This window comes from Aeromonas crassostreae (genome assembly GCF_054052445.1).
The window spans coordinates 49581-73937 of sequence record NZ_JBSTYM010000015.1 but is presented as its reverse complement, the minus strand read 5'-3'; the positions used below and the strand labels follow the sequence as shown (position 1 = coordinate 73937).

Sequence of the window (24357 nt, the reverse complement as noted above, 5' to 3'; positions counted from 1 at the left end):
CCCCCATGTCCGCACCGCTCAGCTATCGCGCCGGCCCGACCGACGTCCCCCTGCTCGAACAGACCATAGGCGAATACCTGCACGCCATGGCGCGCCGCTTTCCGGATCGACCCGCCGTGGTGGTGCGTCACCAGCAGATCCGCTGGAACTGGCAGGAGTACGTCCGCCAGATAGACAGGCTGGCCAGAGGCCTGCTGGCCATCGGCATTCGCCCCGGCGATCGGGTCGGCATCTGGTCGCCCAACAACATAGAGTGGTGCCTGGTGCAATTTGCCACCGCCCGCATCGGCGCCATCATGGTCTGCATCAATCCCGCCTATCGCCAGGAAGAGCTGGCGTTTGCCATCAACAACGTCGGCTGTCGGGCCCTCATCTGCGCGAGCCGGTTCAAGGGCAGCGACTACCTCGCCATGCTGACTGCGCTGGCCTCCGAGCTGGCCAGTGCGAAGCCGGGAGCGCTCAAGGCGGCCGCCTTGCCGACCCTGTCCTGGGTGGTGCGGCTGGGGGAGGCGAAAAGCCCGGGCATGCTCAATTTCGGCGATCTGCAGACCCTGGGGGATGAAACGGACCCTGAGCCGCTGATGCGGGTGGCCGCCGGACTCAAGGCCTCGGATCCCATCAATATCCAGTTCACCTCGGGCACCACGGTCAGTCCCAAGGGGGCCACGTTGAGCCACCACAACATTCTCAACAACGGCATGCTGGTCGCCGCCGGCATGGGGCTGACGGAGCAGGACAGGCTCTGCATCCCTGTCCCCCTTTACCACTGCTTCGGCATGGTGCTCGGCAATCTGGTCTGCCTGAGCGTAGGGGCCTGCGCCCTGTTCCCGGCCGAATCCTTCGACCCCGCGACCACCTTGCAGATGGTGGAGGAGGAGCGCTGCACCGCCTTGCACGGGGTGCCCACCATGTTCATCGCCGAGCTGGAATTGCCGCATTTTGCCGAGTTCGATCTGGGGTCGCTGCGCACCGGCATCATGGCGGGAGCCATCTGCCCGGAGCCGCTGATGCTGCGGGTGCAGACCCTGATGAACATGGAGGAGGTGACCATCGCCTATGGCCAGACCGAGTGCAGCCCCATCAACCATATGACGGCGGTGGACTGCCCCCTCGACAAGCGGGTCACCACGGTTGGCCGAGCCATAGGTCACACCGAGATCAAGCTGGTCGGCCCAGGGGGCGAGACGGTCGCCATCGGCGAGAAGGGGGAGATCTGCTGTCGCGGTTACGGCGTCATGAGCGGTTACTGGCAGGATGCGGCCAAGACGGCCGACACCATAGACGCCGAGGGGTGGCTCCACTCGGGTGACATAGGCGTCATGGACGAGGAGGGGTACGTGCAGATCGTCGGTCGCAGCAAGGAGCTGATCATCCGTGGCGGCGAGAACATCTACCCGCGGGAGGTGGAGGAGCGGCTCTACGACCATCCGGCGGTGCAGGATGCCGCCGTGTTCGGCATCGACAGCGATCGCTACGGGGAGGAGGTGTGTGCCTGGATCAAGCTCAGGCCCGGCTGCGATGCCGATGAGGAGGACATCAAGCACTTCCTGTCGGCGCGGATCGCCTATTTCAAGGTGCCCCGCTACATCCGCTTCGTGGAGGAGTACCCCATGACGGTGACCGGCAAGCTGCAGAAGTATCGCATGAAGGAGTTGATGAGCGCCGAGCTGGGCGGACACTAGCCGCGCCCTCAGCGGGGGGGCGGCTCCCTGCGTGCCCGGCGGGCTGGCCTGGCGTGGGCGCAGACCTGACCGCGTTGGGACGATGGCAGGAAGGCGGCGAGATCGACCCGGTCACACTGACTCGCCTCCAGGAAGCGTTCGCCATAGTGCTGCCAGATGCGGCTGCGCAGGAAGAGGGCGAAGAGATCCGGGTCTATGTGCCCCTCGTCGGCCATCTGGCTCATGATGGCGAGGGATTGGCTGAGGGACTTGCCCGACTTGTAGGGGCGATCCCTGGCGGTCAGGGCCTCGAAGATGTCCGCGATGGCCATGATGCGGGCCGGTATGCTCATCTGCTCCCGGGTCAGTCCCCTGGGATAGCCACCGCCATCCATCTTCTCGTGGTGGCCGCCGGCTATCTCGGGCACCTGCTTGAGGTGGCGGGGGAAGGGCAGCCGCTCCAGCATCTTGATGGTCTGTATGATGTGCTCGTTGATCTTGTAGCGCTCCTCCTCGCTCAGGGTGCCCCGTCGGATCCCTAGATTGTGGAGCTCGCCGCGATCGTAGCGATACAGGGGCACGGTCACCTTGAAGCCCCAGGGATTGTCCGGATCCAGCCGCTCATCCTGGCTGCGGGGGATCCTGTGCTCCGGCCTGTCGGCGAGCAGGGATTCGCGGCAGGGCAGGGGGGCGGGGGCGCCCTGGCAGCGCCCCAGCTCCTCGGCACCGAGGCCGAGCCGGTTGTCCAGGGTGCGCCACCAGCTGCGGCTGGCGATGCGCTGCAACCGCTCGAGCCGCTCGGGAGCCATCCACTCTCCCCCCTGGTTGCACTCGGCCACGAAGGCAAACTCGGCATCCAGCTCGGCCCAGCGCGGCAGCACGGCGGCCTGGGCCGCGCTCTGCTGCGCCTCGGTCAGCTGCTCGCTCAGGGCCGCGATATGGGCATCGCGCTTGAGCACCTCGAAGCGGGTGCGCACCTCGTGGATGCGATCGTAGAGGGTCTCCAGCTTGGTCGCCTTGTCGACCACGAACTCCGGGGTGGTCACCTTGCCGCAGTCATGGAGCCAGCTCGCGATATGGATGGCCTCCCACTCCTGTTCGCCCGGATTGAAGCTGGCGAAGGGGCCTTGCCGCTCGGCGCTGGCCGCCTCGGCCAGCAGCCGGGTCAGCTCCGGGACCCGCTGGCAGTGGCCGCCCGTGTAAGGGCTCTTGGCATCGATGGCGCCGGCGATGAGCTCGATGAAGGCGGCCAGCAGCCGTTTCTGCTCCGCCAGCAGGCGCTGATTCTCGATGGCGGAGGCCGAGGTGCCGGCCAGTGCCTCGATCAGGCTGATGCGGGCACCCAGTTCGGCGGGCGAGCAGGGAGGCAGCAGGATCAGCAGGCAGCCGCTCACCTCCTGGTGGTGATCGTGCAGGGGCTCGGCCACCAGATGTCCCTCACCCGGATAGTCACCCCAGCCAGCGAGATGGCGCTGCCAGAGCCCGGCCTCGAGGGTCAGCTTCACCCGCTCACCGCGCAACACGGGGCGCAGCAGGGGGGCACCATCGATCCGTTGCAGCGGTTGGCCCCGCCAGAAGGCGCGCTCCGGTCGCAGCTCCCCCGAGGCGACCAGATAGAGGGCCCCACCGGTGGCGCCCGCCGCGGCTATGGTCTCGCCGAGCACCCGCTGAAACAGGGCGTCGACGTCGTGCTCGGCCCCGAGTGCCCGCCCTATGTTCATGAAGTTGCCCAGGGTCAGGCGCATGCCCGACATGGTGCGGGAGAGATCGTCTATCTCCAGGATGGCGGAGTGGGGCTCTTCCCCCTGGCTGAAGTCGAAATGCTGGATGCGCTCGGCCTCGCGGGTCAGGGCCCGCAGGGGCATGGCGGTGCGTCTTGCCACCAGCCAGATGATGGGGAGCAGCAACAGCAGGGCCAGCAGGGCGCTGCCAAGATTGTGCAGGGCCTGCCGTCTGGCCCCGGCAAACAGGCGTTCGCTGCTGACCAGCAGCCCCAGGTAGAAGGGGGCCCCCTCACCGATGGGGGAGAGATTGACCTGCCACTCCCCCCGCTGGGGATCGTCCAGGGTCAGGCCGCTACGCCCATCAAGCAGATCGGGCTCGGCGCTGAGGCGACGCTGCAGCAGGGTGAAGACGGGATCGTTGAGGCTCGAGATCTTGGGCAAGACCCTCAGTCGCTCGTAGCCGGGCAGCTGAGCCGGATCCGTCGCCAGCAAGGTGCCGTGCCGATCGAACAGCACCAGCAGGGTTCCCTCCTGCTGCATCTTGCCGATGAGGGTGGAGATGCGCTCGACGCTGGCATCGATGCCGATCACCGCCTTTTTGTCCCGGCTCGCCATCGCCAGCGTGATCCCCGGCTCCTGGGTGGTGAAGAAGAGATAGGGCGGGGTACTGGCGATGCCGCTGCTGCGCAGCGCTTGCTGATACCAGCGCCGGGCGCGGGGATCGAACTGGTAGTCAGGCATGGCCGTGCGGGAGATCAGCTGCTGGCGGGCATCATAGTAGAGGTATTCCCCCCTGCCGCCGACCAGGCTTTGCACCAGCAGGCTGCTCCCCTCGGGCAGGGGGCCCAGCCGCCCCTTGACCCTGTCGGTCAAGGGGCGAATCAGAAAGAAATCCCCATTGTCATAGCCGACATAGATGGCGCCATAGCCATGGTTGCTGGCCAGCGCCTCGGTCAGCTGGGGCAGGAAGGCGAGCCGGGCGGCCTGGGTCTGGGCCTGCATCAGGGGGCCAGCGGCCAGCAGGGAGAGGCTGGTGCGGGCGGGGCGCTCGTTGAGTCGCAGTGCCAGGGCCAGCTGGTCGCGATACTGCAGGAAACTGCGATATTCATAAGCCATTCCCAGGGCTCTATGCTGTTCGAACTGCTGCAGGATCAACAGGGTACCGAGCAGGCCGAACAGGCCGATAAACAGGGTGGCGATATGCACGTAGAAGGGGCGGCGTCGTGCGCCAGTTAGCCTCATGATCCGGATCCTTGTGATGGCCATTCATCCATGGTTGACCAGCAATGAGTGTGGCTCATGGCATCAGGATCGCCAGCGAGGGAACGATTGTGTCTCATTTAGAGCTAATGGTAGAGTGAGCCCTTTCCCCTCCCAGGAGTGAGTCATGCGCGTTCCCTATTCGGTACTGGATCTGGTACCCGTTCCCGTCGGCTCTCACCCCGCCGATTCCTTCCGCCGCTCCCTGGCACTGGCCCAGCAGGCCGAGGCCTGGGGTTATCACAGATACTGGCTGGCGGAGCATCACAACATGCCCGGCATCGCCAGTGCGGCCACGTCGGTGCTCATCGGTCACCTGGCCGGTGGCACCCGCACCCTGCGCCTCGGGGCGGGCGGCATCATGCTGTCCAACCACTCCCCCCTGGTGATCGCCGAGCAGTTCGGCACCTTGGAATCCCTCTATCCAGGGCGGATCGATCTCGGTCTTGGCCGGGCGCCCGGCTCGGATCAACGCACCATGCAGGCCCTGCGTCGCCAGCGCAGCGGCGAGGTGGATGATTTTCCCGCCGACGTGGCCGAACTGATGGCCTATTTCGGGGACGAGGCGGGTCCGGTGCGCGCCGTGCCCGGGCTCGGGCTCCATCTCCCCGTCTGGCTGCTCGGATCCAGCCTCTACAGCGCCCAGCTGGCGGCGGCCATGGGCTTGCCGTTCGGGTTTGCCACCCATTTTGCCCCGGCCCTGCTGTCCCAGGCGCTGGAGATCTACCGCAGCCAGTATCGCCCCTCGGCCCGCTGGCCCAAGCCCTATGCCCTGGTCTGCGTCAACCTGATCGCCGCCCAGAGCACGGCCGAGGCGCGCCTCCTGTTCAGCACGGTGCAGCAGCAGTTCCTGCGCCTCTATCGGGGGGATGCGGGCGAGCTGCCGGCGCCGGTGGAGGAGCTCACCGGCTGGGCTCCCCATGAGCTGGTGGCGATGGAGAAGACATTGTCGCGCTCCCTGGTGGGGGATGAGGCGGCGGTGCGTCATGGCATCCAGGCGCTGCTGGCCGAGACCCGGGCCGACGAGCTGATGTTCAATGGCCCCATCTTCGATCAGGACGCCAGGCTGCGCTCCTTCGAGCTGGGTGCCCGGATCATGCAGTCCCTTTAAGTCTCTGGTACGGCGATCACCTGGCGCCATGGGCCGGGTGATCGCCGACCCCTTCCCTCGCTTTCAGCCCTTTCCTGCCCCCGTCATCCCATCTATTCATCTTTCCGAATCAGCCCTGACCCCTTCTCTGTCAGCGACAGATTTCCAGCAGTCTTATCGGTATTTCGCCGACGTTTGCGTATTTTTCGCGACATTTTTCGCTTTCCTGCCGAGCAAACAGGGGCTGCCTGCAGGGGCTGCCTGCCGGCTGCCGCGGGGAGTGTCCTGTTCGTCGCATCTCTGCGCCGCAGCGACCCATGGGCGAAATAATGTTTAGATCATTAAACAAAAAATTGAAATATCATTACTGGACTAATGATGTAGGCAGGGATTTGGTATCTCTCTTTAACTGTTATTCCACATAAAATCATGTGATTATGTATATGTTGCATGGTCGCCGTGGCCATTACCCCTTTATATCTCACCGTAAATTGTTTAGTGTAGTAATGGAATTTCGCCATGGCCACCCCATGGCGATGCGGTAGTAATCAATTAGAAAAGGGCAACATGACAGTCAAACTGGAAGTAAAGACCCTGTACAAGATCTTTGGTGATCAGCCTGACAAGGCATTCAAACTATTGGAAGAAGGAGAGGATCGCGCCGGTATCTTGCAAAAGACCGGGCAGACTCTCGGCGTTCATGACGTGAACTTGCAGATCCATGAGGGCGAGATCTTCGTGGTGATGGGGCTGTCCGGCTCCGGCAAGTCCACCCTGGTGCGGCTGCTCAATCGCCTGATCGAGCCGACCCGTGGCCAGGTGCTGATCGATGGCGAAGACATTGCCACCATCTCGGATGAGGCCCTGCGCCAGGTGCGCCGCAACAAGATCAGCATGGTGTTCCAATCCTTCGCACTGATGCCCCACCTGACGGTGCTGGACAATGCCGCCTTCGGCCTGGAGCTGGCCGGCGTCCCCCTGGCGACCCGCCATCGCAGTGCCCATCAGGCCCTGGCCCAGGTCGGCCTGGACACCTGGGAGCACGCCTATCCCGATGCCCTCTCCGGCGGCATGAAGCAGAGGGTCGGCCTGGCGCGCGCCCTGGCAAACGATCCGGATATCCTGTTGATGGACGAGGCGTTCTCGGCGCTCGATCCCCTGATCCGCACCGAGATGCAGGATGAGCTGCTCAAGCTGCAGGCGAACCATCAGCGCACCATCATCTTCATCTCCCACGATCTGGACGAGGCGATGCGCATCGGCGATCGCATCGCCATCATGCAGGATGGCCGGGTGATCCAGGTGGGCACCCCGGACGAGATCCTGAGCCAGCCGGCCAACGACTACGTGCGCGCCTTCTTTCGCGGGGTGGATCTCGCCAACGTCTTCAGCGCCCGGGATATCGTCAGCCGCAAGCAGATGCCGCTCATCAAGAAGCATGTCACCGATGGCCCGGCCAATGCCCTGCGCCAGCTCAAGGAGCAGGACAGGGAGTTCGGCTATGTCGTGGATCGCAGCCGGCGCTTCGTCGGTGTCGTCTCCCTCGACTCCCTGGACCGCGCCGTGGCGAGCAAGGGCAGCCTGGATCAGGCCCTGCTGGGGGAGATCCCCCCCTTGCTGGCGGATACCCCCTTGCACGAACTGATCAGCCAGGTGGCGGCGGCCCCCTGCCAGGTGCCCGTGGTCGAGGAGGATGGCACCTATCTCGGTCTCATCTCCAAGGCCAGTCTGCTCAACACCCTGGACAGGAGTACCCCGGTATGAAACAGCTGATATCCCTCTGGCTGGCGACGTTGTTGCTGGCCAGCCAACCGGCCTGGGCCGATGCCGCCGAGGCGGCCGAAGATCCCTGGGCCAGCACCCCCGCCAGCCAGAGCGAGGCGGATCCCTGGGGCAGCGCGACCCAAGATGCCGTGGCCAGCAATGACTGGCAAAGCCAGATAGCCGAGGCCGATGACGGGCCCGCCTTCGACCCCCTGGATCCCTTCCAGCAGGCCTGGCTGCCGCTCGATGCCTGGGTGGAGCAGGGCATCGACGTGCTGGTCACCCATTTTCGTCCCCTGTTCCAGATCATCAGGGCACCGGTGGAGGTGACCCTCAACGCCTTGACCCAGGCGCTGCAAACCGTGCCTTCCGCCATCATGGTGATCCTGCTGACCCTGATCGCCTGGCAGCTGGTCAGCGGCGCCATGGCCCTGGGGGCGCTCGGTTCCCTCATCGCGATAGGTCTCATAGGTGTCTGGTCTGATGCCATGGTGACCCTGGCCCTGGTGATGACCTCCCTGCTGTTTTGCATGGTCATCGGCCTGCCGACCGGCATACTGCTGGCGCGCAGCGAGCGGGCCACCGCCTGGACCCGGCCTCTGCTCGATGCCATGCAGACCACGCCAGCCTTCGTCTACCTCATCCCCATCGTCATGCTGTTTGGCATCGGCAACGTGCCCGGGGTGGTGGTGACCATCATCTTCGCCCTGCCCCCCATGATCCGGTTGACCATACTGGGCATTCGCCAGGTACCGGCGGATCTCATCGAGGCGGGCCACTCATTCGGTGCCAGCCCGCGTCAGCTGCTGTTCAAGGTGCAACTGCCACTGGCCATGCCCACCATCATGGCCGGGGTCAACCAGTCGCTCATGCTCTCCCTCTCCATGGTGGTGATCGCCTCCATGATCGCGGTGGGGGGCCTGGGGCAGATGGTGCTGCGGGGCATAGGTCGCCTCGACATGGGCATGGCCTCGGTCGGCGGCCTGGGCATAGTGCTGCTGGCCATCGTGCTCGACCGCCTCACCCAGGCCATGGGCCAGTCGGGGGGCGAGCGCGTTGGGCGCTGGTATCAACGAGGCCCCGTCGGCCTGCTGCTCGCCCCGTTCGGGCGCCATCATCAGACTCACACCAAAGGAGAAGTATCATGAGATCCATCACCAAGGGATTGACCCTGAGCACCCTGCTGCTGAGCTCGACCACCATGGCCGCCACCCTGGTGCAACCCATTCAGAGCAGCGTGCCGGAGGAGGCGTTCCAGACCCTGCTGGTGAGCAAGCTGCTGGGGGAGCTTGGCTATGACGTCAAGCCCGCCAAGGAGGCGGACTACAACGTGGGCTATGCCTCGGTCGCCAGTGGCGATGCGACCTTCCTTGCCTTCAACTGGAACCCGCTGCACAAGGACAAGTACGAGAAGTCGGGGGGGGACGCCAAGTTCTATCGCCATGGGGACTATGTGACCGGCGCGGCCCAGGGTTATCTCATCGACAAGGCGACCGCCGACAAGTACGGCATCACCAATATCGCCCAGCTCAAGGATCCCAAGCTGGCGGCCCTGTTTGACAGCGACGGTGACGGCAAGGCCGATCTGGCGGGTTGCAACCCGGGCTGGGGCTGCGAGGGGGTGATAAACCACCAGCTCAAGGCCTATGAGCTGGACAAGACGGTGACTCATCAGCAGGGCAACTACGCGGCCATCATTGCCGACACCATCACCCGCTACAAGGAGCACAAGCCGGTGTTCTACTACACCTGGACCCCTTACTGGGTGAGCGGTGAACTGGTGCCGGGCAAGGATGTGGTCTGGCTGGAGGTGCCCTTCACCGCCCTGCCGGACGGCCGCGAGGGCGACACCAGGCTGGCCAATGGCAAGAACTATGGCTTCGAGATGAACAGCATGCACATCGTGGCCAACAAGGCATTCGCCGAGGCGAACCCCTCCGCGGCCACGCTGTTTGCGCAGATGAAGCTGCCCATCAATGACATCAATGTCCAGAACAGCCTGATGAAGCAGGGGCAGAACAAACCGGCGGACATAGCCCGTCATGCCGACGCCTGGCTCAAGGGGCACCAAGCCCTGGTCGAGCAGTGGCTCACGGCGGCTCGGGCCGCCAACTAGGCGCCATCCCCTCGTCACTCTCCCGCCCGGCCTTTGTGCCGGGCTTTTTTCATTCGGGCCAATCGGCTATAAGATATTGATCTGCAATGGCTGTCACCCGAATGTCGGGTCGCTGTCGTCAAGGATTTCGCCCAAGCCGGGTACGCTTGCTTTCGTCACTAGCACAAGGAGTTCATCGATGATCGTCAGGAAGTTGAGATTGCAGCGCGGCTGGTCACAGGATCAACTGGCCACCCTGTCCGGGTTGAGTGTCCGCACGGTGCAACGGATAGAGGGGGGCCAGGCCCCCGGTCTCGAATCCCTCAAGGCCCTGGCCGCCGTCTTCGAACTCGACCTCAGTCAACTGCAGGAGAGCGAGATGAGTGAAACCAAGGGGGCGCAAGGGGTTGCGCCGGACGAGCGCGAGGCGATGGAGTTTGTGCAGGGGTTGAAGGGGTTCTACGGCCACCTCATCAGCTACGGGTTGGTGATAAGCCTGCTCTGGGTCATCAACCTGGTGACCAGCCCGGGACATATCTGGGCCTGGTGGCCCATGCTGGGCTGGGGCATAGGGCTGGGGGCCCACGCCTTCAACCTGTTCAAGCTGCCCAAGTGGCTCGGCCCCGACTGGGAACGGCGCCAGGTCGAGAAGCGGCTCGGGCGCAAGCTCTAGTCCCAGCCACCGTTGCCAACCCATGAAAACGCCCGGGATGACCCGGGCGTTTGTATTGGGGGGGGGCGGCGGGATCAGATCCCGGAGCCGTCGCTCTCGCCGCTCTCTTCATGCAGGCCGCATTCGCGCTTGAGGCCGAAGAAGCGGGTCTGCTCCTCGCTCATGCCCGGCTCCCACTTGGCGGTGGTGTGGACGTCGCCCACCGAGAGGTAGCCCTGCTCCCACAGGGGGTGATAGGGCAGGTCGTGCTCCTTGAAGTAGTAGAAGACATCCTTGTTGCTCCAGTCTATGACCGGCAGGAACTTGAAGCGGCCGCGCTGGATGGCCAGCACCGGCAGCTTGCCGCGGCTGCCGGACTGCTCCCGGCGCAGGCCGGAGAACCAGGTCTGGGCGCCGAGCTCGTTCAGGGCCCTGTCCATGGGCTCTACCTTGTTGAGCTGGTTGTAGCGGGTGATCCCCTCCACACCCTGCTCCCACAAGAGGCCGAAGCGGGCCTCCTGCCAGGCGGGGGATAGCTCGGCCCGGTAGATCTTGAGGTTGAGGGCGAGACGCTCGCTCAGCTCGTCGATGAAGCGGTAGGTCTCGGGGAACAGATAACCGGTGTCGGTCAGCACCACGGGGATATCGGCCCGCTCACGGCTCACCAGGTGCAGCATCAGCGCCGCCTGAATGCCAAAACTCGAAGAGAGGATGTGCTGTCCCGGCAGGTTGGCCAGGGCCCAACGTACCCGCTCGGGGGCGCTCATGGCCTCCAGCTCGCGGTTGTGGGGGGCCAGGGCGGCGACCTGCTCCTCTTTGGAGAGGGTGAGCAGTTGTGTCAGATCCAGTGTCATCTCTGTGTCTCGCTCTGTGAAGAAAACGGGCGCCTCGCGGCGCCCTTGGGATCAGGCGGCGTAGAAGTCCACGGCGGAGTTGACCACGGGGGCTATGATGCCGGCACGGATCACGAAGTCGCCGAAGCTCTCGCCTTGGTTGCGCTCCTTGGCCCAGCGGCCGATGAGGGCATCCAGCTCGGCCAGGATCTGCGGCTCGGTGATGTTCTCCTGATACATGCGGGGGATGCGGGTTCCCTCCAGGTTGCCGCCCAGGTGCAGGTTGTAGCGACCGGGGGCCTTGCCCACCAGCCCCACCTCCGCCAGCATGGCGCGGCCACAGCCGTTGGGGCAGCCGGTGACCCGGAAGATGATGGCATCTTGCGCCAGGCCGTGCTTGGCCAGCAGCCCCTCGATGTCGGTGACAAAGGCCGGCAGCATGCGCTCGGCCTCGGCCATCGCCAGGGGGCAGGTGGGCAGGGCGACGCAGGCCATGGACTGCTTGCGCTGCTCGCTCACGCCATCATCGATGAGGCCATACTGGCGGGCCAGGGCTTCAATGCGGGCCTTCTCGCCGGCGGGCACCCCGGCGATGATCAGGTTCTGGTTGGCGGTGAGGCGAAAATCCCCCTGGTGGATCTTGGCGATCTCCAGCATGCCGGTCTTGAGGGGCTTGCCCGGGAAGTCCAGCAGGCGGCCGTTCTCGATAAACAGGGTGAGGTGATGCTTGCCGTCGATCCCCTCCACCCAGCCGAAACGATCGCCACGGCTGGTGAAGACATAGGGGCGGCTCTCGGCAAACGCGATGCCGGCGCGGCGCTCCACCTCGGCCTTGAAGGCCTCGACCCCGACCCGTTCGAGGGTGTACTTGGTCTTGGCGTTCTTGCGGTTGACCCGGTTGCCCCAGTCGCGCTGGGTGCTGACCACGGCGGCCGCCACCTCCAGCACGTGGGAGAGCGGGATGAAACCGAAGTCGCTCGCCTTGCGCGGATAGGTGCTGGTGTCGCCGTGGGTCATGGCCAGACCGCCGCCCACCAACACGTTGAAGCCCACCAGCTTGCCGCCATCTGCGATGGCCACGAAGTTGAGATCGTTGGCGTGGACATCGATGTCGTTGTGGGGCGGGATCACCACGGTCGTCTTGAATTTGCGCGGCAGATAGTTGGAACCCAGGATGGGCTCCTCGTCGCCCCCCAGCTTCTCGCCGTCCAGCCAGATCTCGACATAGGCGCGGGTCTTGGGCAGCAGGTGCTCGGAGATCTGCTTGGCCCACTCGTAGGCCTCCTGGTGCAGCTCGGACTCCACCGGATTGCTGGTGCAGAGCACGTTGCGGTTCACGTCCCCCGCGGTGGCGATGGAATCGATGCCGGTGCTGTTGAGGGTCTGGTGCATCAGCTTGATGTCACGCTTGAGCACGCCGTGGAACTGGAAGGTCTGGCGAGTGGTCAGGCGGATGCTGCCATACAGGCTGTGCTCCTCGGCAAACTTGTCGATCACCTGCCACTGGGCCGGGGTGATGATGCCGCCGGGCAGGCGGGCCCGCAGCATGACGTTGTGCAGGGGCTCGAGCTTCTGGGCGGCGCGCTCGGGGCGGATGTCTCTGTCATCCTGCTGATACATGCCGTGGAAGCGGATCAGCTGGAAGTTGTCGCCGTTGAAGCCGCCGGTGAGGGGATCCTTGAGATCCTGCTCTATGGTGCCGCGCAGGAAGTTGCTCTCGCGCTTGAGGCGTTCGTTGTCAGCCAGCGGCCCTTCGACCGGTCCCGCTTCCTGTTTCGAGATAGGTTGCTTGCTCATCAATAGACATCCCTTTGATAACGTTTGGCACGACGCAATTCGCTCAAATACTCTTCTGCTTCCTCACGGCTCTTGTGGCCGTGCTCGCTAATCACATCCAGCAGGGCTTCCTGCACATCCCTGGCCATGTGGTTGGCGTCGCCGCACACATAGAAGTGAGCACCCGCTGCCAGCCACTGGTAGAGCTCGGCCCCCGCCTCACGCAGGCGGTCCTGCACATAGATCTTGCCGGCCTGATCCCGGCTGAAGGCCAGGGAGATCTTCGACAGCAGGCCAGATTTCACATAACGCTGCCACTCCACCTGATAGAGGAAGTCCTGGGTAAAGTGGGGGTTGCCGAAGAAGAGCCAGTTCTTGCCGGAGGCCCCGATGGCGTCCCGCTCCTGCAAGAAGGCGCGGAAGGGGGCGATGCCGGTGCCCGGGCCCACCATGATGACGGGGGTATCGGGATTGGCCGGCAGGCGGAAGTTGTCGTTGTGCTCCACGAACACCCGCACCTCGGCCCCGTCATCCAGCCTGTCGGCCAGATAGGAGGAGGCGGCGCCACTGCGCACAGTGCCATCTTCCTGGGGGTAGCGCACCACGCCGACTGTCAGGTGGACCTCTTCTTCCACCTCGCTCTGGGCGGAGGCGATGGAGTAGAGGCGCGGCGTGAGCGGGCGCAGCAGGCCGGTCAGCTGCTCGGCGCCAAGGGGAGTCGGGAAGCGCTTGAGCACATCCACCACCTGGGCGGACGCCACCAGGGCATTGAGCTGGGCCTTGTCACCGGCGATGTCATGGAGCGCCGCATCGGTGGAGATCTCGGCCAATCCGGTGATGAAGCCGCCGTGCAGCCGGGTCAGCTCGAAGTGGCGGGTCAGCGCCTCGCGCAGGCTGCCATGGGGGGTAGCTTCGTCACCGGTCAGACCGGTCAGGGCCAGCACTTCTCCCACCAGATCGGCGTCGTTGTCGAACCAGACCCCGAGGGCGTCACCGGGTTGATAGCTGAGGCCGGACTCTTCCAGGCTGATCTCGATGTGGCGTATGTCCTTGGTGGAGTCGCGACCGGTGATCTTCTGGTTGACCGACAGGCGCGCCGGGAAGGGATTGGCCTTGTCGAACTGGCTGTAGCCCACGGCCGCCTTGACGGCACCGGCCACAGAGCCGGTCGGGCCCGCATTCAGGGTCGCGGCGACCGCGGCCAGGGCCTGTTCGCTCCAGGCCTTGGCGCCGGCCTCGTAATCCACGTCCAGGCTGGCGAGGGGGGCGATGCGCTCGCCACCGGCCTGGGCCAGCCAGCCATCGAAGTCCTGGCCTGTCTTGCAGAAGAATTCATAGGAGCTGTCCCCCAGCCCCAGAACGGCGAACTTGACGCCGTCGAGCTTGCCGAGCTTGCCCTTCTTGAGCTGCTCGTGCAGGTCCACCGCGGGCTCGGGCGGCTCGCCCTCGCCATAGGTGCTCACCACCACCAGCAGGTGGGTCTCCTTCTTGAGCTGCTTGGGCTTGTAGTCCGCCATGGAGACCAGGGTCACCGGCAGTCCCTGTGCCTGGGCTTGCTGGTGGATGGCGCTGGCCACCCCCTTGGCGTTGCCGGTCTGGGAGCCGTACAGAATGGTCAGGCTGCCGCCGGCCGCCGCGGCCGGGATCGGCGCCGCCGCCACGCCGCCACCGGCCTGGGCCAGACCATAGAGGTAGCCGCTGACCCAGGTCAGTTGCTGGCTGTTGAGGGTGGCGAGGGCCTGGCTCAGCTGGCGCTGCTGCTCATCGGAGAGGGGGGTTATCTGGGTCAAAGAGTCCGTCACTTGCATCACACACGTCTTCCATGGTCTGATTTTTGGTCAGGGTAAGGGTTGGCATGGATAACAACAAAGAATAAAAATGTCTTTTTTATTCGATTGAGGCATTAAAAAGTACCGGACGGGCGCCGGACGCGGGATGGCGCCCATGGCGGTGCGGCGTTTCCCCCGGATTTGTGCGTGCCAACCCCCACTTCCCCCTCGTCAGGAGAGACCATGATCCAGCTGTTTCACGTCAATGCCTTCGCCCAGGTTCCTTTCACCGGCAATCCCGCCATGATGGTGCAGGGAGGGGGATCGCAGCAGGCCCTGATCCAGAGGTGAGGGGAGTGGTTGCCCCGCTCGGCTGAGGGCCATGGGCCGCCTTTGCTGCGCCGTGATTGCCGCGCCGTGACCATAAAAAAGAGGCCCCGCCATGGCGGGGCCTCTCGTGGTACTGGCTGTCAGGGTTGGCCTGACGAGCTGGCTGTCTGCACGTCTTATTTCTGCGGACGCAGGGCCGGGAACAGGATGACGTCGCGGATGGTGTGGCTGTTGGTAAACAGCATCACCAGACGGTCGATGCCAATGCCCTGACCGGCAGTGGGCGGCAGGCCGTGTTCCAGCGCGGTGACAAAGTCGGCGTCGTAGAACATGGCTTCGTCGTCGCCGGCGGCCTTCTGGTCAACCTGGGCCTGGAAGCGCTCGGCCTGATCTTCGGCATCGTTGAGCTCGGAGAAGCCGTTGGCCAGCTCGCGGCCGCCGATGAAGAACTCGAAGCGGTCGGTGACGTCCGGGTTCTGGTCGTTGCGACGGGCCAGCGGGGAGACGGCGGCCGGGTACTCTGTGATGAAGGTGGGTTGCAGCAGCATGTGTTCCACCGTCTCTTCGAAGATGGCGGTGATCACGTGGCCCAGCTCCCAGCTCTTCATCAGCTCGATCTTCAGGCCCTTGGCGACGGCGCTGGCCTTCTCCAGGGTGGCCAGATCGTCGCGGGTCACACCCGGGTTGTACTTGAGGATGGAGTCCACCATGGAGAGGCGCTGGAACGGCTGACCGAAATCGATGGTCAGGCCCTCTTCGCCCTCTTTGGCGTAACGGATCCTGGTGTCCCCCAGAATGTCCTGGGCCAGGGTACGCAGCATCTCTTCGGTGAGATCCATCAGATCGATGTAATCGGCGTAGGCCATGTAGAACTCGAGCATGGTGAACTCGGGGTTATGGCGAACGGAGATGCCTTCGTTACGGAAGTTGCGGTTGATCTCGTAGACACGCTCGAAACCACCGACCACCAGACGCTTCAGATAGAGCTCAGGCGCGATACGCAGGTACATGTCGATGTCCAGCGCATTGTGGTGAGTGATGAAGGGACGGGCGGAGGCGCCACCCGGGATCACCTGCATCATGGGGGTTTCCACTTCCATGAAGCGCTTGTCGTTCAGGAACTTGCGGATACCGGCCACCACCTTGGTACGGGTCACGAAGGTCTTGCGGGACTCTTCGTTGGCGATGAGATCCAGGTAACGCTGACGGCAGCGGGCTTCCTGGTCGGTCAGGCCCTTGTGCTTCTCGGGCAGCGGGCGCAGGGCCTTGGTCAGCAGGCGGATGACTTCGACGTGGACGGAGAGCTCGCCGGTCTGGGTCTTGAACAGGGTCCCTTCGACACCGACGATGTCCCCCAGATCCCACTTCTTGAACTGCTCGTTGTAGAAGCCTTCCGGCAGGTCGTCACGGGTCACGTAGATCTGGATCTTGCCAGCCATGTCCTGCAGGGTGGCGAAGGAGGCCTTGCCCATGATGCGGCGGGTCATGATGCGACCGGCGATCGAAACCCGCTTGCCCAGGGCGACCAGCTCGTCGCTGCTCTTGGCGTCGAACTCGGCATGGAGATCGCCGGAGAGGCTGTCACGACGGAAATCGTTGGGGAAGGGATTGCCCTGTGCACGCAAGGCGGCCAGCTTGGCGCGACGCTCTGTCATCTCGTTGTTCAGTTCGAGACTGTGGTCGACTTCCGGAGTTGTGGTTTGTTCAGACATGGTGATTCCTGCTGCTGCGTGTTACAGGCCTGACTTCAGGCTGGCTTCGATAAACTTGTCCAGGTCGCCGTCGAGCACCCCTTGGGTGTTGCGGGTCTCGACGCCGGTGCGCAGATCCTTGATACGGGCGTCATCGAGCACGTAGGAGCGGATCTGGCTGCCCCAGCCGATGTCGGACTTGGTCTCTTCCAGGGCTTGTTTCTCGGCATTCTGCTTCTGAATTTCCAGCTCGTAGAGCTTGGCCTTCAGCTGCTTCATACACTGATCTTTGTTCTTGTGCTGGGAACGGTCGTTCTGGCACTGCACCACCACCCCGGTCGGGATGTGGGTGATACGCACAGCGGACTCGGTCCGGTTGACGTGCTGACCACCGGCACCGGAGGCGCGGTAGACGTCGATGCGCAGATCCGCCGGGTTGATCTCGATGTCGATGTCGTCATCGATCTCGGGATAGACGAACACGGAGCAGAACGAGGTGTGACGACGGCCACCGGAATCGAACGGCGATTTCCGTACCAGACGGTGTACGCCGGTCTCGGTGCGCAGCCAGCCGAACGCATACTCGCCGGTGAACTTGATGGTGGCGGACTTGATGCCGGCCACGTCCCCTTCGGAGCATTCGATGAGCTCGGGCTTGTAGCCGTGGGCATCGCCCCAGCGCAGGTACATGCGCAGCACCATGTTGGCCCAGTCCTGGGCCTCGGTGCCGCCGGAGCCTGACTGGATGTCGATGTAGCAGTCGGAGGCGTCGTGCTGACCGGAGAACATGCGGCGGAACTCGAGATCCACCAGCTTGGCCTCCAGCCCGTCGGCTTCGGCCACGGCTTCGTTGAAGGTGTCCTCGTCCTCGCCCTCCACGGCCAGCTCAACCAGCATGGCCACGTCGTCGGCGCCCTGGGTCAAGACGTCTATGGTGCCGACCACGTTCTCCAGCGCGACGCGCTCCTTGCCCAGGGCCTGGGCGCGCTCGGGTTCATTCCAGACGTCCGGCTGTTCCAGCTCGGCGTTGACCTCTTCTAGACGCTCTTTCTTGGCGTCATAGTCAAAGGTACCCCCTAAGCAGCTCGGTCCTCTCAGACAGCTCCTTAAGCTTGTTTAATACAGGATTGACTTCAAACATCGTGAAAACTCTCGGGGTCGATGTGATTTAAAAACGGGATATTCTAGCCAATTGCGGAAGGAATAAACAGGGTTGCCCCGCCCTTGTCGTCTTCGACGGGGCAATTAGTGGCGCATTCTTGGCCATGGCGGCGAAAATTTTGCCGGTTCGGCCAGATTGGGGTTCAGGTTTTCTGCCACCGGCCGTTATTCATTGCTGCAAGACTAAGATGCCGATGGCATCGGTGGGCACACCCTCTTCCTGACATAAGAAGCACACATGATGAAAAACCTCTCACTCAAGCAGAAGATACTGATGTCTGTGGTGATCGCGCTCTCGCTGGTGATCCTGCTGCTCTCCTGGCAGAGCTACTCCAGCCAGAAAAACCAGCTGTTGCAAGGCAGTCAGGAACAGGTGCTGCGTCTGGGCGGCCAACAGGCACAGAGTGTCAGTGACTGGCTGAGCGCCCGCCGGGACGTGATCCAGGCCCTGGGCAACAAGGCCAGTGCCCAGCCCCTCGATGCTTTGCAACAGGCTCAGGTCTCCGGTCGCTTCCAGCTCACCTACTTCGGTGAGGGCAGTGGCAAGATGCATGACTCGGACCCCTCCATCAACCGCGATGGCTATGATCCCCGCACCCGTGGCTGGTATCAGGAGGCCATGGCCAAGGGGGGCATGATAGTGACCAAGCCCTATCTGGACGTGGCCTACAACGTCATGGTGGTCACCCTGGCCCAGCCGGCCCAGGGCGGTGTGGTCGGCGGCGATCTCTCCATCGCCTCTCTGGTGGAAGACATCACCAAGATGAAGCTGCCCGCCGACGGCTTCGCCATCATGATGCACAAGGACGGCACCGTCATCGCCTACAAGGATGCCGCCAAGGCGATGAAGCCGGCCACCGAGATCGACAGCGATCTCACCAATGCCCTGATCGAGCAGAGCAAGGCGAGCCAGAGCCTGGTGCCAGCCTATTTTGACGGCGAGGGTCGCGACAAGCTGCTGCTGGCGGTCGATGTGCCGGGCACCGACTGGGAGCTGGTGCTGGTACTGGACAAGGCGACCCTGGAGGCGCCGCTTTCCTCCCTGCTGATGACCCAGCTCGCCATGGCCCTGGTGGTGCTGGTGGGCAGCATACTCGCCATCTCCTGGCTGGTCAGCCTGCTGCTCGGCCCCCTGGTCAAGGTCTCCCAGGCCCTGGCCCGCATCGCCGACGGTAACGGCGATCTGACCCAGCGCATCAAGATAGATGCCAACGACGAGGTGGGTCAGCTGGCGGACAGCTTCAACCGCTTCGTCGGCAGCCAGCATCAGCTGATTGGTCACATTCGCAACCTGGCCAATGAGCTGGATGCGGACGCGGAGCGCAGCCTGGTGACCAACCAGGCCGCGGTGGAAGAGCTGCAGCGCCAGCAGCAGGAAGTGACCATGGTCGCCACCGCCGTCACCGAGATGGCCAGCGCCACCATGGAGATCGCAGGCAACGCCGAGAACACGGCGGCGGCGGCCCAGCAGTCGACCCAGAGCAGCGAGCAGGGCAAGCAGCTGGTGAACCAGACCCGGCAATCCATCAACAGCCTGGCCAACGAAGTGGGGCAGGCGACCGAGGTGATCGGCGAGCTGAGCCGCCACGCCCAGGCCATCTCCGGCATCCTCTCCACCATCCAGGGGATCGCCGAGCAGACCAACCTGCTGGCGCTCAACGCCGCCATCGAGGCGGCCCGGGCCGGCGAACAGGGCCGCGGGTTCGCCGTGGTGGCCGACGAGGTGCGGGTGCTGTCGCGCCGCACCCAGGACTCCACCCAGGAGATCCAGTCCACCATAGAGACGCTGCAACAGACCACGGCCCGTGCGGTCAGCCTGATGCAGACCAGCCAGGGGTTGGCGGACAACAGCGTGCAGGATGCCGATGCCGCCGCCGCCGCCCTCGAAGAGATCACCCAGGCGGTCTCCCTTATCTCCGACATGGCGGGTCAGATAGCGACCGCCGCCGAGGAGCAGACCCAGGTGACCGGCGAGATCACCCAGAACACCACGGCGATCAAGGACGTGACCGACGAGATCACCGCCTCCGCCATGCGCGATCTGGATCAGGCCCACAGCCTCAAGGGCCGGGCCACGGATCTGAGCAAGCAGGTGTCGACCTTTATCCTCTAAGGCACCGGATCCGCGTCATGAGAAAGAGCCCGGGAGGGCTCTTTTTTTATGGCCGGGACCGAGGGAGAGGGGAGGCCCGACGACGCCGGCTGGCCTCGATGCCGCCCTGGGAGCAGGGAGCGGCACAGTGTCGCCTTGCCCAGGCGCCGACATCTGGTTATTTCCAAGGAGCCATGGGGAGAGGGCCAGTGTCCGTTTAGTGGCTTGGCGCGTGGCCCCTGGTAGCGGAGCCGACGGTGTCGCCATGGGAGAGCCGCTGGGGTGGCTCAGGGAATGAGTCAGGGAATGGGTCAGGGAGTGAGCCAGCCTTGCCGGCATCTGCCTTGGTATCGGGGCGGCCGAGCGTGAGCGCCGCCGATGGTGTACCGGGTTGCATGGCATGGGCGGAGGAGGCGAGGCGCGCCAGCTAAGGTGGGCACGGCTGCGGACACAGGCTTGATTCGCAAGGCCCAGGGAGGGGGGATGCAGGTGGGCGGGGTGCATGCCCGGACAGGAGAGGAGGAGAGGGGCTGGCTGAGCCCCGGGCCCGCCAATGACAAAGGCGACCGCAAGGTCGCCTTTTTTCATCCTGCAGAGCGCGGGATCAGAGCTGCTCGATACCCACGATATGCCAGGGAGCGCCGGCCTTGGCCAGGTTGCGCTCCAGGTGCCACACCTCTTTGATATCTTCCTCGACCTGCTCCTGGCGGTCCATGTAGCGGCCACTGAAGCGCACGCTCACCTGGGCCCAGTCGCTGCCGTGGTCGGCGCGAACCAGCTGGGTGTCCACGTACATGACTTCGGTATGCTGCTCGCCGGAGAGCTCGGCGCGCTCGGCCTTGAGCTGCTCGAACAGCTCGGGGCTCACGTACTCGCGCACCTTCTCCAGGTCGTTCTGGTTCCAGGCTTCTTGCAGGGTGCGGTAGTGATCCCGGGCACCGGACAGGAAACCATTCATGTCAAAGCCCGGCGGCAGGCGGAAGGGCACGTCGCTGTCGGCGAAACCGGTCGCCTGCGGCGCGCTGGTGCTCTGCTCGAACTGCTGGGGTGCCTGAGGCTGGTAGCCGGCATAGGCCGTTCGCTGCTGGGGTGACATCTGGGCCGCCTTGCTGCGGCGCAGGGTGCGGATCAGGAAGAAGACACCGAGGGCCAGGGCGGCGATCAGCAGCATGTCCATGCCCTGCAGGCCTTCGAAGGCGCCGCTGCCCAGCAGGTAGGCGAACAGACCACCGGCCAGCAGGCCACCCAGCAGACCGCCCATCATGCCGCTCTTCTTGGGCGCCCCTTGGGCACCCACAGTCGGGTTCTTGGTGTCGACAGGCTTGGCCGCCGGTTGGGCCGGCGCCGTCTTGTAGCTCTTGCCAAAGGATTTGCCGCCGCCAAATTTCTTGGCTTCGGCGATGGGGGCCCCCAGGCCAATGGCCAGGATCAGGGCAAACAGGGTCAGCATTTTTTTCATTTTGACGCGTTTCACTCTCAGCTATGGGTGGGGCATGTCCCGCTAGTGGCAAGGCGCATGGCAGGCTGCCAGTCCCGCTATGTGGCGCAGCTTGGCGCTAGGAGTAACACCCCAGGCATGAATTATTCATGAACGAAGTAAGGAGGCGACAGCCTGCCCGAGTGGCGACCCCCTGGCAAGGGCGGCGCGGGCGCGCGGGGCGATCCGGCCTCTGGCCAGATTAGCGCTCGCGGTGGCGGGCTTTCTTTTGTAAAATTCCCGTCCCCTTCCCGCTGCGGTTTTTAGGTGTATGGCAGAGCAAGTGACGGCGAAAAAAGACGCCAAGACACAACAGCTGAAAGTTCCCCCCCACTCCTTCGAGGCAGAGCAGTCCGTACTGGGCGGCCTGATGCTGGACAACGAGGCTTGGGATCGGGTGGCCGAGCGGGTGATCGACAAGGACTTCTACAGCCGGCCTCACAGGCTCATCTTCCAGGCCATGGACAGGCTCTCCAACGCCGGCAACCCCATCGACCTCATCACCCTGCAGGAGGAGCTGGAGCGCTCCGAGCAGCTGGAGGAGGCCGGTGGCTTCGCCTATCTGGTGGAGATCGCCAAGAACACCCCAAGTGCCGCCAACATCAGTGCCTACGCCGAAATCGTGCGCGAGCGCGCCGTGGTGCGGGAGATGATCTCGGTCGCCAACGAGATAGTCGAGGCGGGCTACGAGCCTCAGGGGCGTACCTCCGGCGATCTGCTGGATCTCGCCGAGAGCAAGGTGTTCAAGATCGCCGAGCAGCGCACCAGCGCCAACGAGGGCCCCCAGCCCCTCAAGCTCATCCTCGAGCAGACGGTCGACAAGATTGAGGAGCTGTTCAAGACCCCCCACAACGGGGTGACAGGGGTTTCAAGCGGTTATGGCGATCTCGACAAGATGACCGCCGGCCTGCAGCGCTCGGATCTGGTCATCGTCGCCGCCCGTCCTTCCATGGGCAAGACCACCTTCGCCATGAACCTGTGCGAGCACGCGGCCCTCACCGCCGACAAGCCGGTGCTCATCTTCTCTCTCGAGATGCCCTCGGAGCAGATCATCATGCGTATGCTCGCCTCGGTGGGACGCATCGACCAGACCAAGGTGCGGACCGGTCAGCTCGACGACGAGGATTGGGCCCGCCTCTCCTCCACCATGGGGCTCTTGCTGGAGAAGGGCAAGATGTACATCGACGACGCCTCCGGCCTGACCCCGACCGACGTACGCTCCCGCGCGCGGCGTATCGCCCGCGAGCATGGCGGTCTGTCCATGATCATGATCGACTACCTGCAGCTGATGCGGGTACCGGCGCTGTCTGACAACCGTACCCTGGAGATCGGTGAAATCTCCCGCTCCCTCAAGGCGCTGGCGAAAGAGCTGCAATGCCCTGTGGTGGCGCTCTCCCAGCTCAACCGAAGCCTGGAGCAGCGGGCCGACAAACGCCCGGTCAACTCGGATCTGCGGGAATCGGGCTCCATCGAGCAGGACGCGGACTTGATCATGTTCATCTACCGCGACGAGGTCTATCACGACGACAGCCCCGACAAGGGGATCGCCGAGATCATCATCGGCAAGCAGCGTAACGGCCCCATAGGCCGGGTGCGCCTCACCTTCCAGGGCCAGTTCTCCCGGTTCGACAACTACGCGGGCCCGGCATTTGATGATGACTATTGATGTAAACCCAAGGTGAGGGCTGCGTAGCCATCACTACAACTACCCTGACCGATAGCCAACTCAGATAGTGGCCGACCGTCAGGGCTTGTTTTCCCGGTTCGACAATTCTGCCGGTCCGGCCTTAGACGATGACTATCAAGGGATGACACCACTCGGTGCCTGGCGCAGGTGCGCCATCATGCCCTCGTAAGGGAAAACAGATGAAAGCGGCTATTGCCCAAATCGATACCTCGGCCCTGCGCCACAACCTCGCCGTGGTCAAGCGCCACGCGCCTTCCTGCAAGATCATCGCCGTGGTCAAGGCCAACGCCTACGGCCATGGCCTGCTGCCGGTCGCCCGCACCCTGGTGGATGCGGACGCCTATGCGGTGGCCCGCATCGAGGAGGCGCTGATGCTGCGCTCCTGCGCCGTGGTCAAACCCATAGTGCTGCTGGAGGGCTTCTTCTCGAGCGCGGATCTGCCGGTGCTGGCGGCCAACAACCTGCAGACCGCGGTGCACACCTGGGAGCAGCTCGAAGCCCTGGAGCAGGCCGAGCTGCCTGCCCCCGTGGTGGCCTGGCTCAAGCTCGATACCGGCATGCACCGGCTCGGCGTGCGCAGCGACGAGATGCCCGCCTTTATCGAGCGCCTCGGCAAGTGCAAGAACGTGGTGCAGCCGTTCAACGTCATGACCCACTTCAGCCGCTCCGATGAGCTGGACCAATCCACCACCCGCGAGCAGATCGACTTGTTCAGCCAGCTGACTGCGCCGCTTGCGGGCGAGCGGGCCATGGCCAACTCGGCGGGCATCCTGGCCTGGCCGGATTCCCACTGCGACTGGATCCGCCCCGGCGTGATCCTCTACGGCGTCTCCCCCTTCCCCAATACGGTGGCGGCGGATTACGACCTCAAGCCCGTGATGACCCTCAAGACCCAGCTCATCGCGGTGCGGGATCACAAGGCGGGCGAGCCTGTGGGTTATGGCGCCAACTGGGTGTCGACCCGCGATACCCGGCTCGGGGTGATCGCCATTGGCTATGGCGACGGTTATCCCCGCATGGCCCCCAATGGCACGCCGGTGCTGGTCAACGGTCGCATCGTACCCCTGGTGGGACGGGTCTCCATGGACATGACCACAGTGGATCTCGGCCCGGGTGCCATCGACAAGGCCGGTGACGAGGCGGTGCTCTGGGGCGAGGGCTTGCCGGTGGAGCGGGTCGCCGACGAGATAGGCACCATTCCCTATGAGCTGATCACCAAGCTCACTTCCCGCGTCTTCATGGAATATGTGTAGGTTCGAATAGCGAATCGTATTCGGACATTCGAGTGACGCGGC

At 64.1% G+C, this 24357-nt stretch carries 16 protein-coding genes; 9 read left to right on the top strand and 7 right to left on the bottom strand.

What is annotated here, in order from left to right; translation table 11 throughout:
* Nucleotides 1-5 precede the first annotated feature (5 nt).
* Complete coding sequence (locus ACW5W4_RS12960) at nt 6-1682, top strand: AMP-binding protein (RefSeq protein ID WP_456689649.1); 1677 nt, start codon at nt 6-8, stop codon at nt 1680-1682.
* Nucleotides 1683-1690: 8 nt separating this feature from the next.
* Here ACW5W4_RS12960 and ACW5W4_RS12955 read toward each other — a convergent pair whose 3' ends face one another.
* On the bottom strand, nt 1691-4627 hold the full coding sequence (locus tag ACW5W4_RS12955; protein ID WP_456689648.1) for an HD domain-containing phosphohydrolase: 2937 nt from the start codon (nt 4625-4627) through the stop codon (nt 1691-1693).
* Between the two features lie 145 nt (nt 4628-4772).
* On the opposite strand from ACW5W4_RS12955, the gene ACW5W4_RS12950 reads away from it, so the two are divergent.
* From ACW5W4_RS12950 to ACW5W4_RS12930, 5 genes are all read left to right on the top strand, one after another.
* A complete protein-coding gene (locus ACW5W4_RS12950; protein WP_456689647.1) occupies nt 4773-5756 on the top strand; it encodes an MsnO8 family LLM class oxidoreductase in 984 nt (327 codons plus the stop codon).
* Nucleotides 5757-6302: 546 nt separating this feature from the next.
* Nucleotides 6303-7499 carry a glycine betaine/L-proline ABC transporter ATP-binding protein ProV gene (proV, locus tag ACW5W4_RS12945; protein ID WP_427261423.1) on the top strand — a complete coding sequence of 399 codons (1197 nt, stop codon included), beginning with the start codon at nt 6303-6305 and terminating at the stop codon, nt 7497-7499.
* Nucleotides 7496-8647, top strand: a complete 1152-nt coding sequence (proW, locus tag ACW5W4_RS12940; protein ID WP_456689646.1) for a glycine betaine/L-proline ABC transporter permease ProW — start codon at nt 7496-7498, stop codon at nt 8645-8647. The genes proV and proW overlap by 4 nt, the downstream gene beginning before the upstream one ends.
* Nucleotides 8644-9615, top strand: coding sequence for a glycine betaine/L-proline ABC transporter substrate-binding protein ProX (gene proX, locus ACW5W4_RS12935; RefSeq protein ID WP_427261425.1), 972 nt, complete (start codon nt 8644-8646; stop codon nt 9613-9615). The genes proW and proX overlap by 4 nt, the downstream gene beginning before the upstream one ends.
* A 178-nt stretch (nt 9616-9793) precedes the next feature.
* Nucleotides 9794-10267, top strand: coding sequence for a 2TM domain-containing protein (locus ACW5W4_RS12930; protein ID WP_427261426.1), 474 nt, complete (start codon nt 9794-9796; stop codon nt 10265-10267).
* Nucleotides 10268-10341: 74 nt separating this feature from the next.
* On the opposite strand, the gene ACW5W4_RS12925 is transcribed toward ACW5W4_RS12930, so the two are convergent.
* The 5 genes from ACW5W4_RS12925 to prfB all read right to left on the bottom strand — a co-directional run bounded on the left by ACW5W4_RS12925 (nt 10342) and on the right by prfB (nt 17786).
* Entirely contained in the window at nt 10342-11100 is a 759-nt protein-coding gene (locus ACW5W4_RS12925) for a phosphoadenylyl-sulfate reductase (RefSeq protein WP_456689645.1), read from the bottom strand.
* Nucleotides 11101-11151: 51 nt separating this feature from the next.
* Nucleotides 11152-12876: an assimilatory sulfite reductase (NADPH) hemoprotein subunit gene (gene cysI / locus ACW5W4_RS12920; protein ID WP_456689644.1), complete on the bottom strand. Its 1725-nt coding sequence runs from the start codon at nt 12874-12876 to the stop codon at nt 11152-11154.
* Nucleotides 12876-14663, bottom strand: coding sequence for an assimilatory sulfite reductase (NADPH) flavoprotein subunit (locus tag ACW5W4_RS12915; RefSeq protein WP_456689670.1), 1788 nt, complete (start codon nt 14661-14663; stop codon nt 12876-12878). Before ACW5W4_RS12915 ends, cysI begins: the two co-directional genes overlap by 1 nt.
* Nucleotides 14664-15130: 467 nt before the next feature.
* Complete coding sequence (gene lysS / locus ACW5W4_RS12910; RefSeq protein ID WP_456689643.1) at nt 15131-16666, bottom strand: lysine--tRNA ligase; 1536 nt, start codon at nt 16664-16666, stop codon at nt 15131-15133.
* A gap of 21 nt (nt 16667-16687) precedes the next feature.
* Nucleotides 16688-17786, bottom strand: a protein-coding gene (prfB, locus tag ACW5W4_RS12905; RefSeq protein ID WP_427261429.1) for a peptide chain release factor 2 whose coding sequence is annotated in 2 segments (ribosomal slippage) — nt 16688-17710 and nt 17712-17786 — 1098 coding nt in all. Because the reading frame shifts where the segments join, the coding sequence is not laid out codon by codon here.
* Between the two features lie 261 nt (nt 17787-18047).
* Between prfB and ACW5W4_RS12900 the strand changes: the two genes are divergently transcribed.
* Nucleotides 18048-19919 (top strand): methyl-accepting chemotaxis protein, encoded by a 1872-nt coding sequence (locus ACW5W4_RS12900; RefSeq protein WP_427261430.1) that lies wholly within the window; start codon nt 18048-18050, stop codon nt 19917-19919.
* A gap of 583 nt (nt 19920-20502) precedes the next feature.
* Here ACW5W4_RS12900 and ACW5W4_RS12895 read toward each other — a convergent pair.
* Nucleotides 20503-21357, bottom strand: a complete 855-nt coding sequence (locus tag ACW5W4_RS12895) for a Tim44 domain-containing protein (protein WP_427261431.1) — start codon at nt 21355-21357, stop codon at nt 20503-20505.
* 289 nt (nt 21358-21646) lie between these two features.
* Between ACW5W4_RS12895 and dnaB the strand changes: the two genes are divergently transcribed.
* The gene (dnaB, locus tag ACW5W4_RS12890; protein ID WP_427261432.1) at nt 21647-23041 is read left to right on the top strand and encodes a replicative DNA helicase; all 1395 of its coding nucleotides are present in this window, start codon (nt 21647-21649) and stop codon (nt 23039-23041) included.
* 200 nt (nt 23042-23241) lie between these two features.
* Complete coding sequence (alr, locus tag ACW5W4_RS12885) at nt 23242-24315, top strand: alanine racemase (protein ID WP_456689642.1); 1074 nt, start codon at nt 23242-23244, stop codon at nt 24313-24315.
* Nucleotides 24316-24357 lie beyond the last annotated feature (42 nt).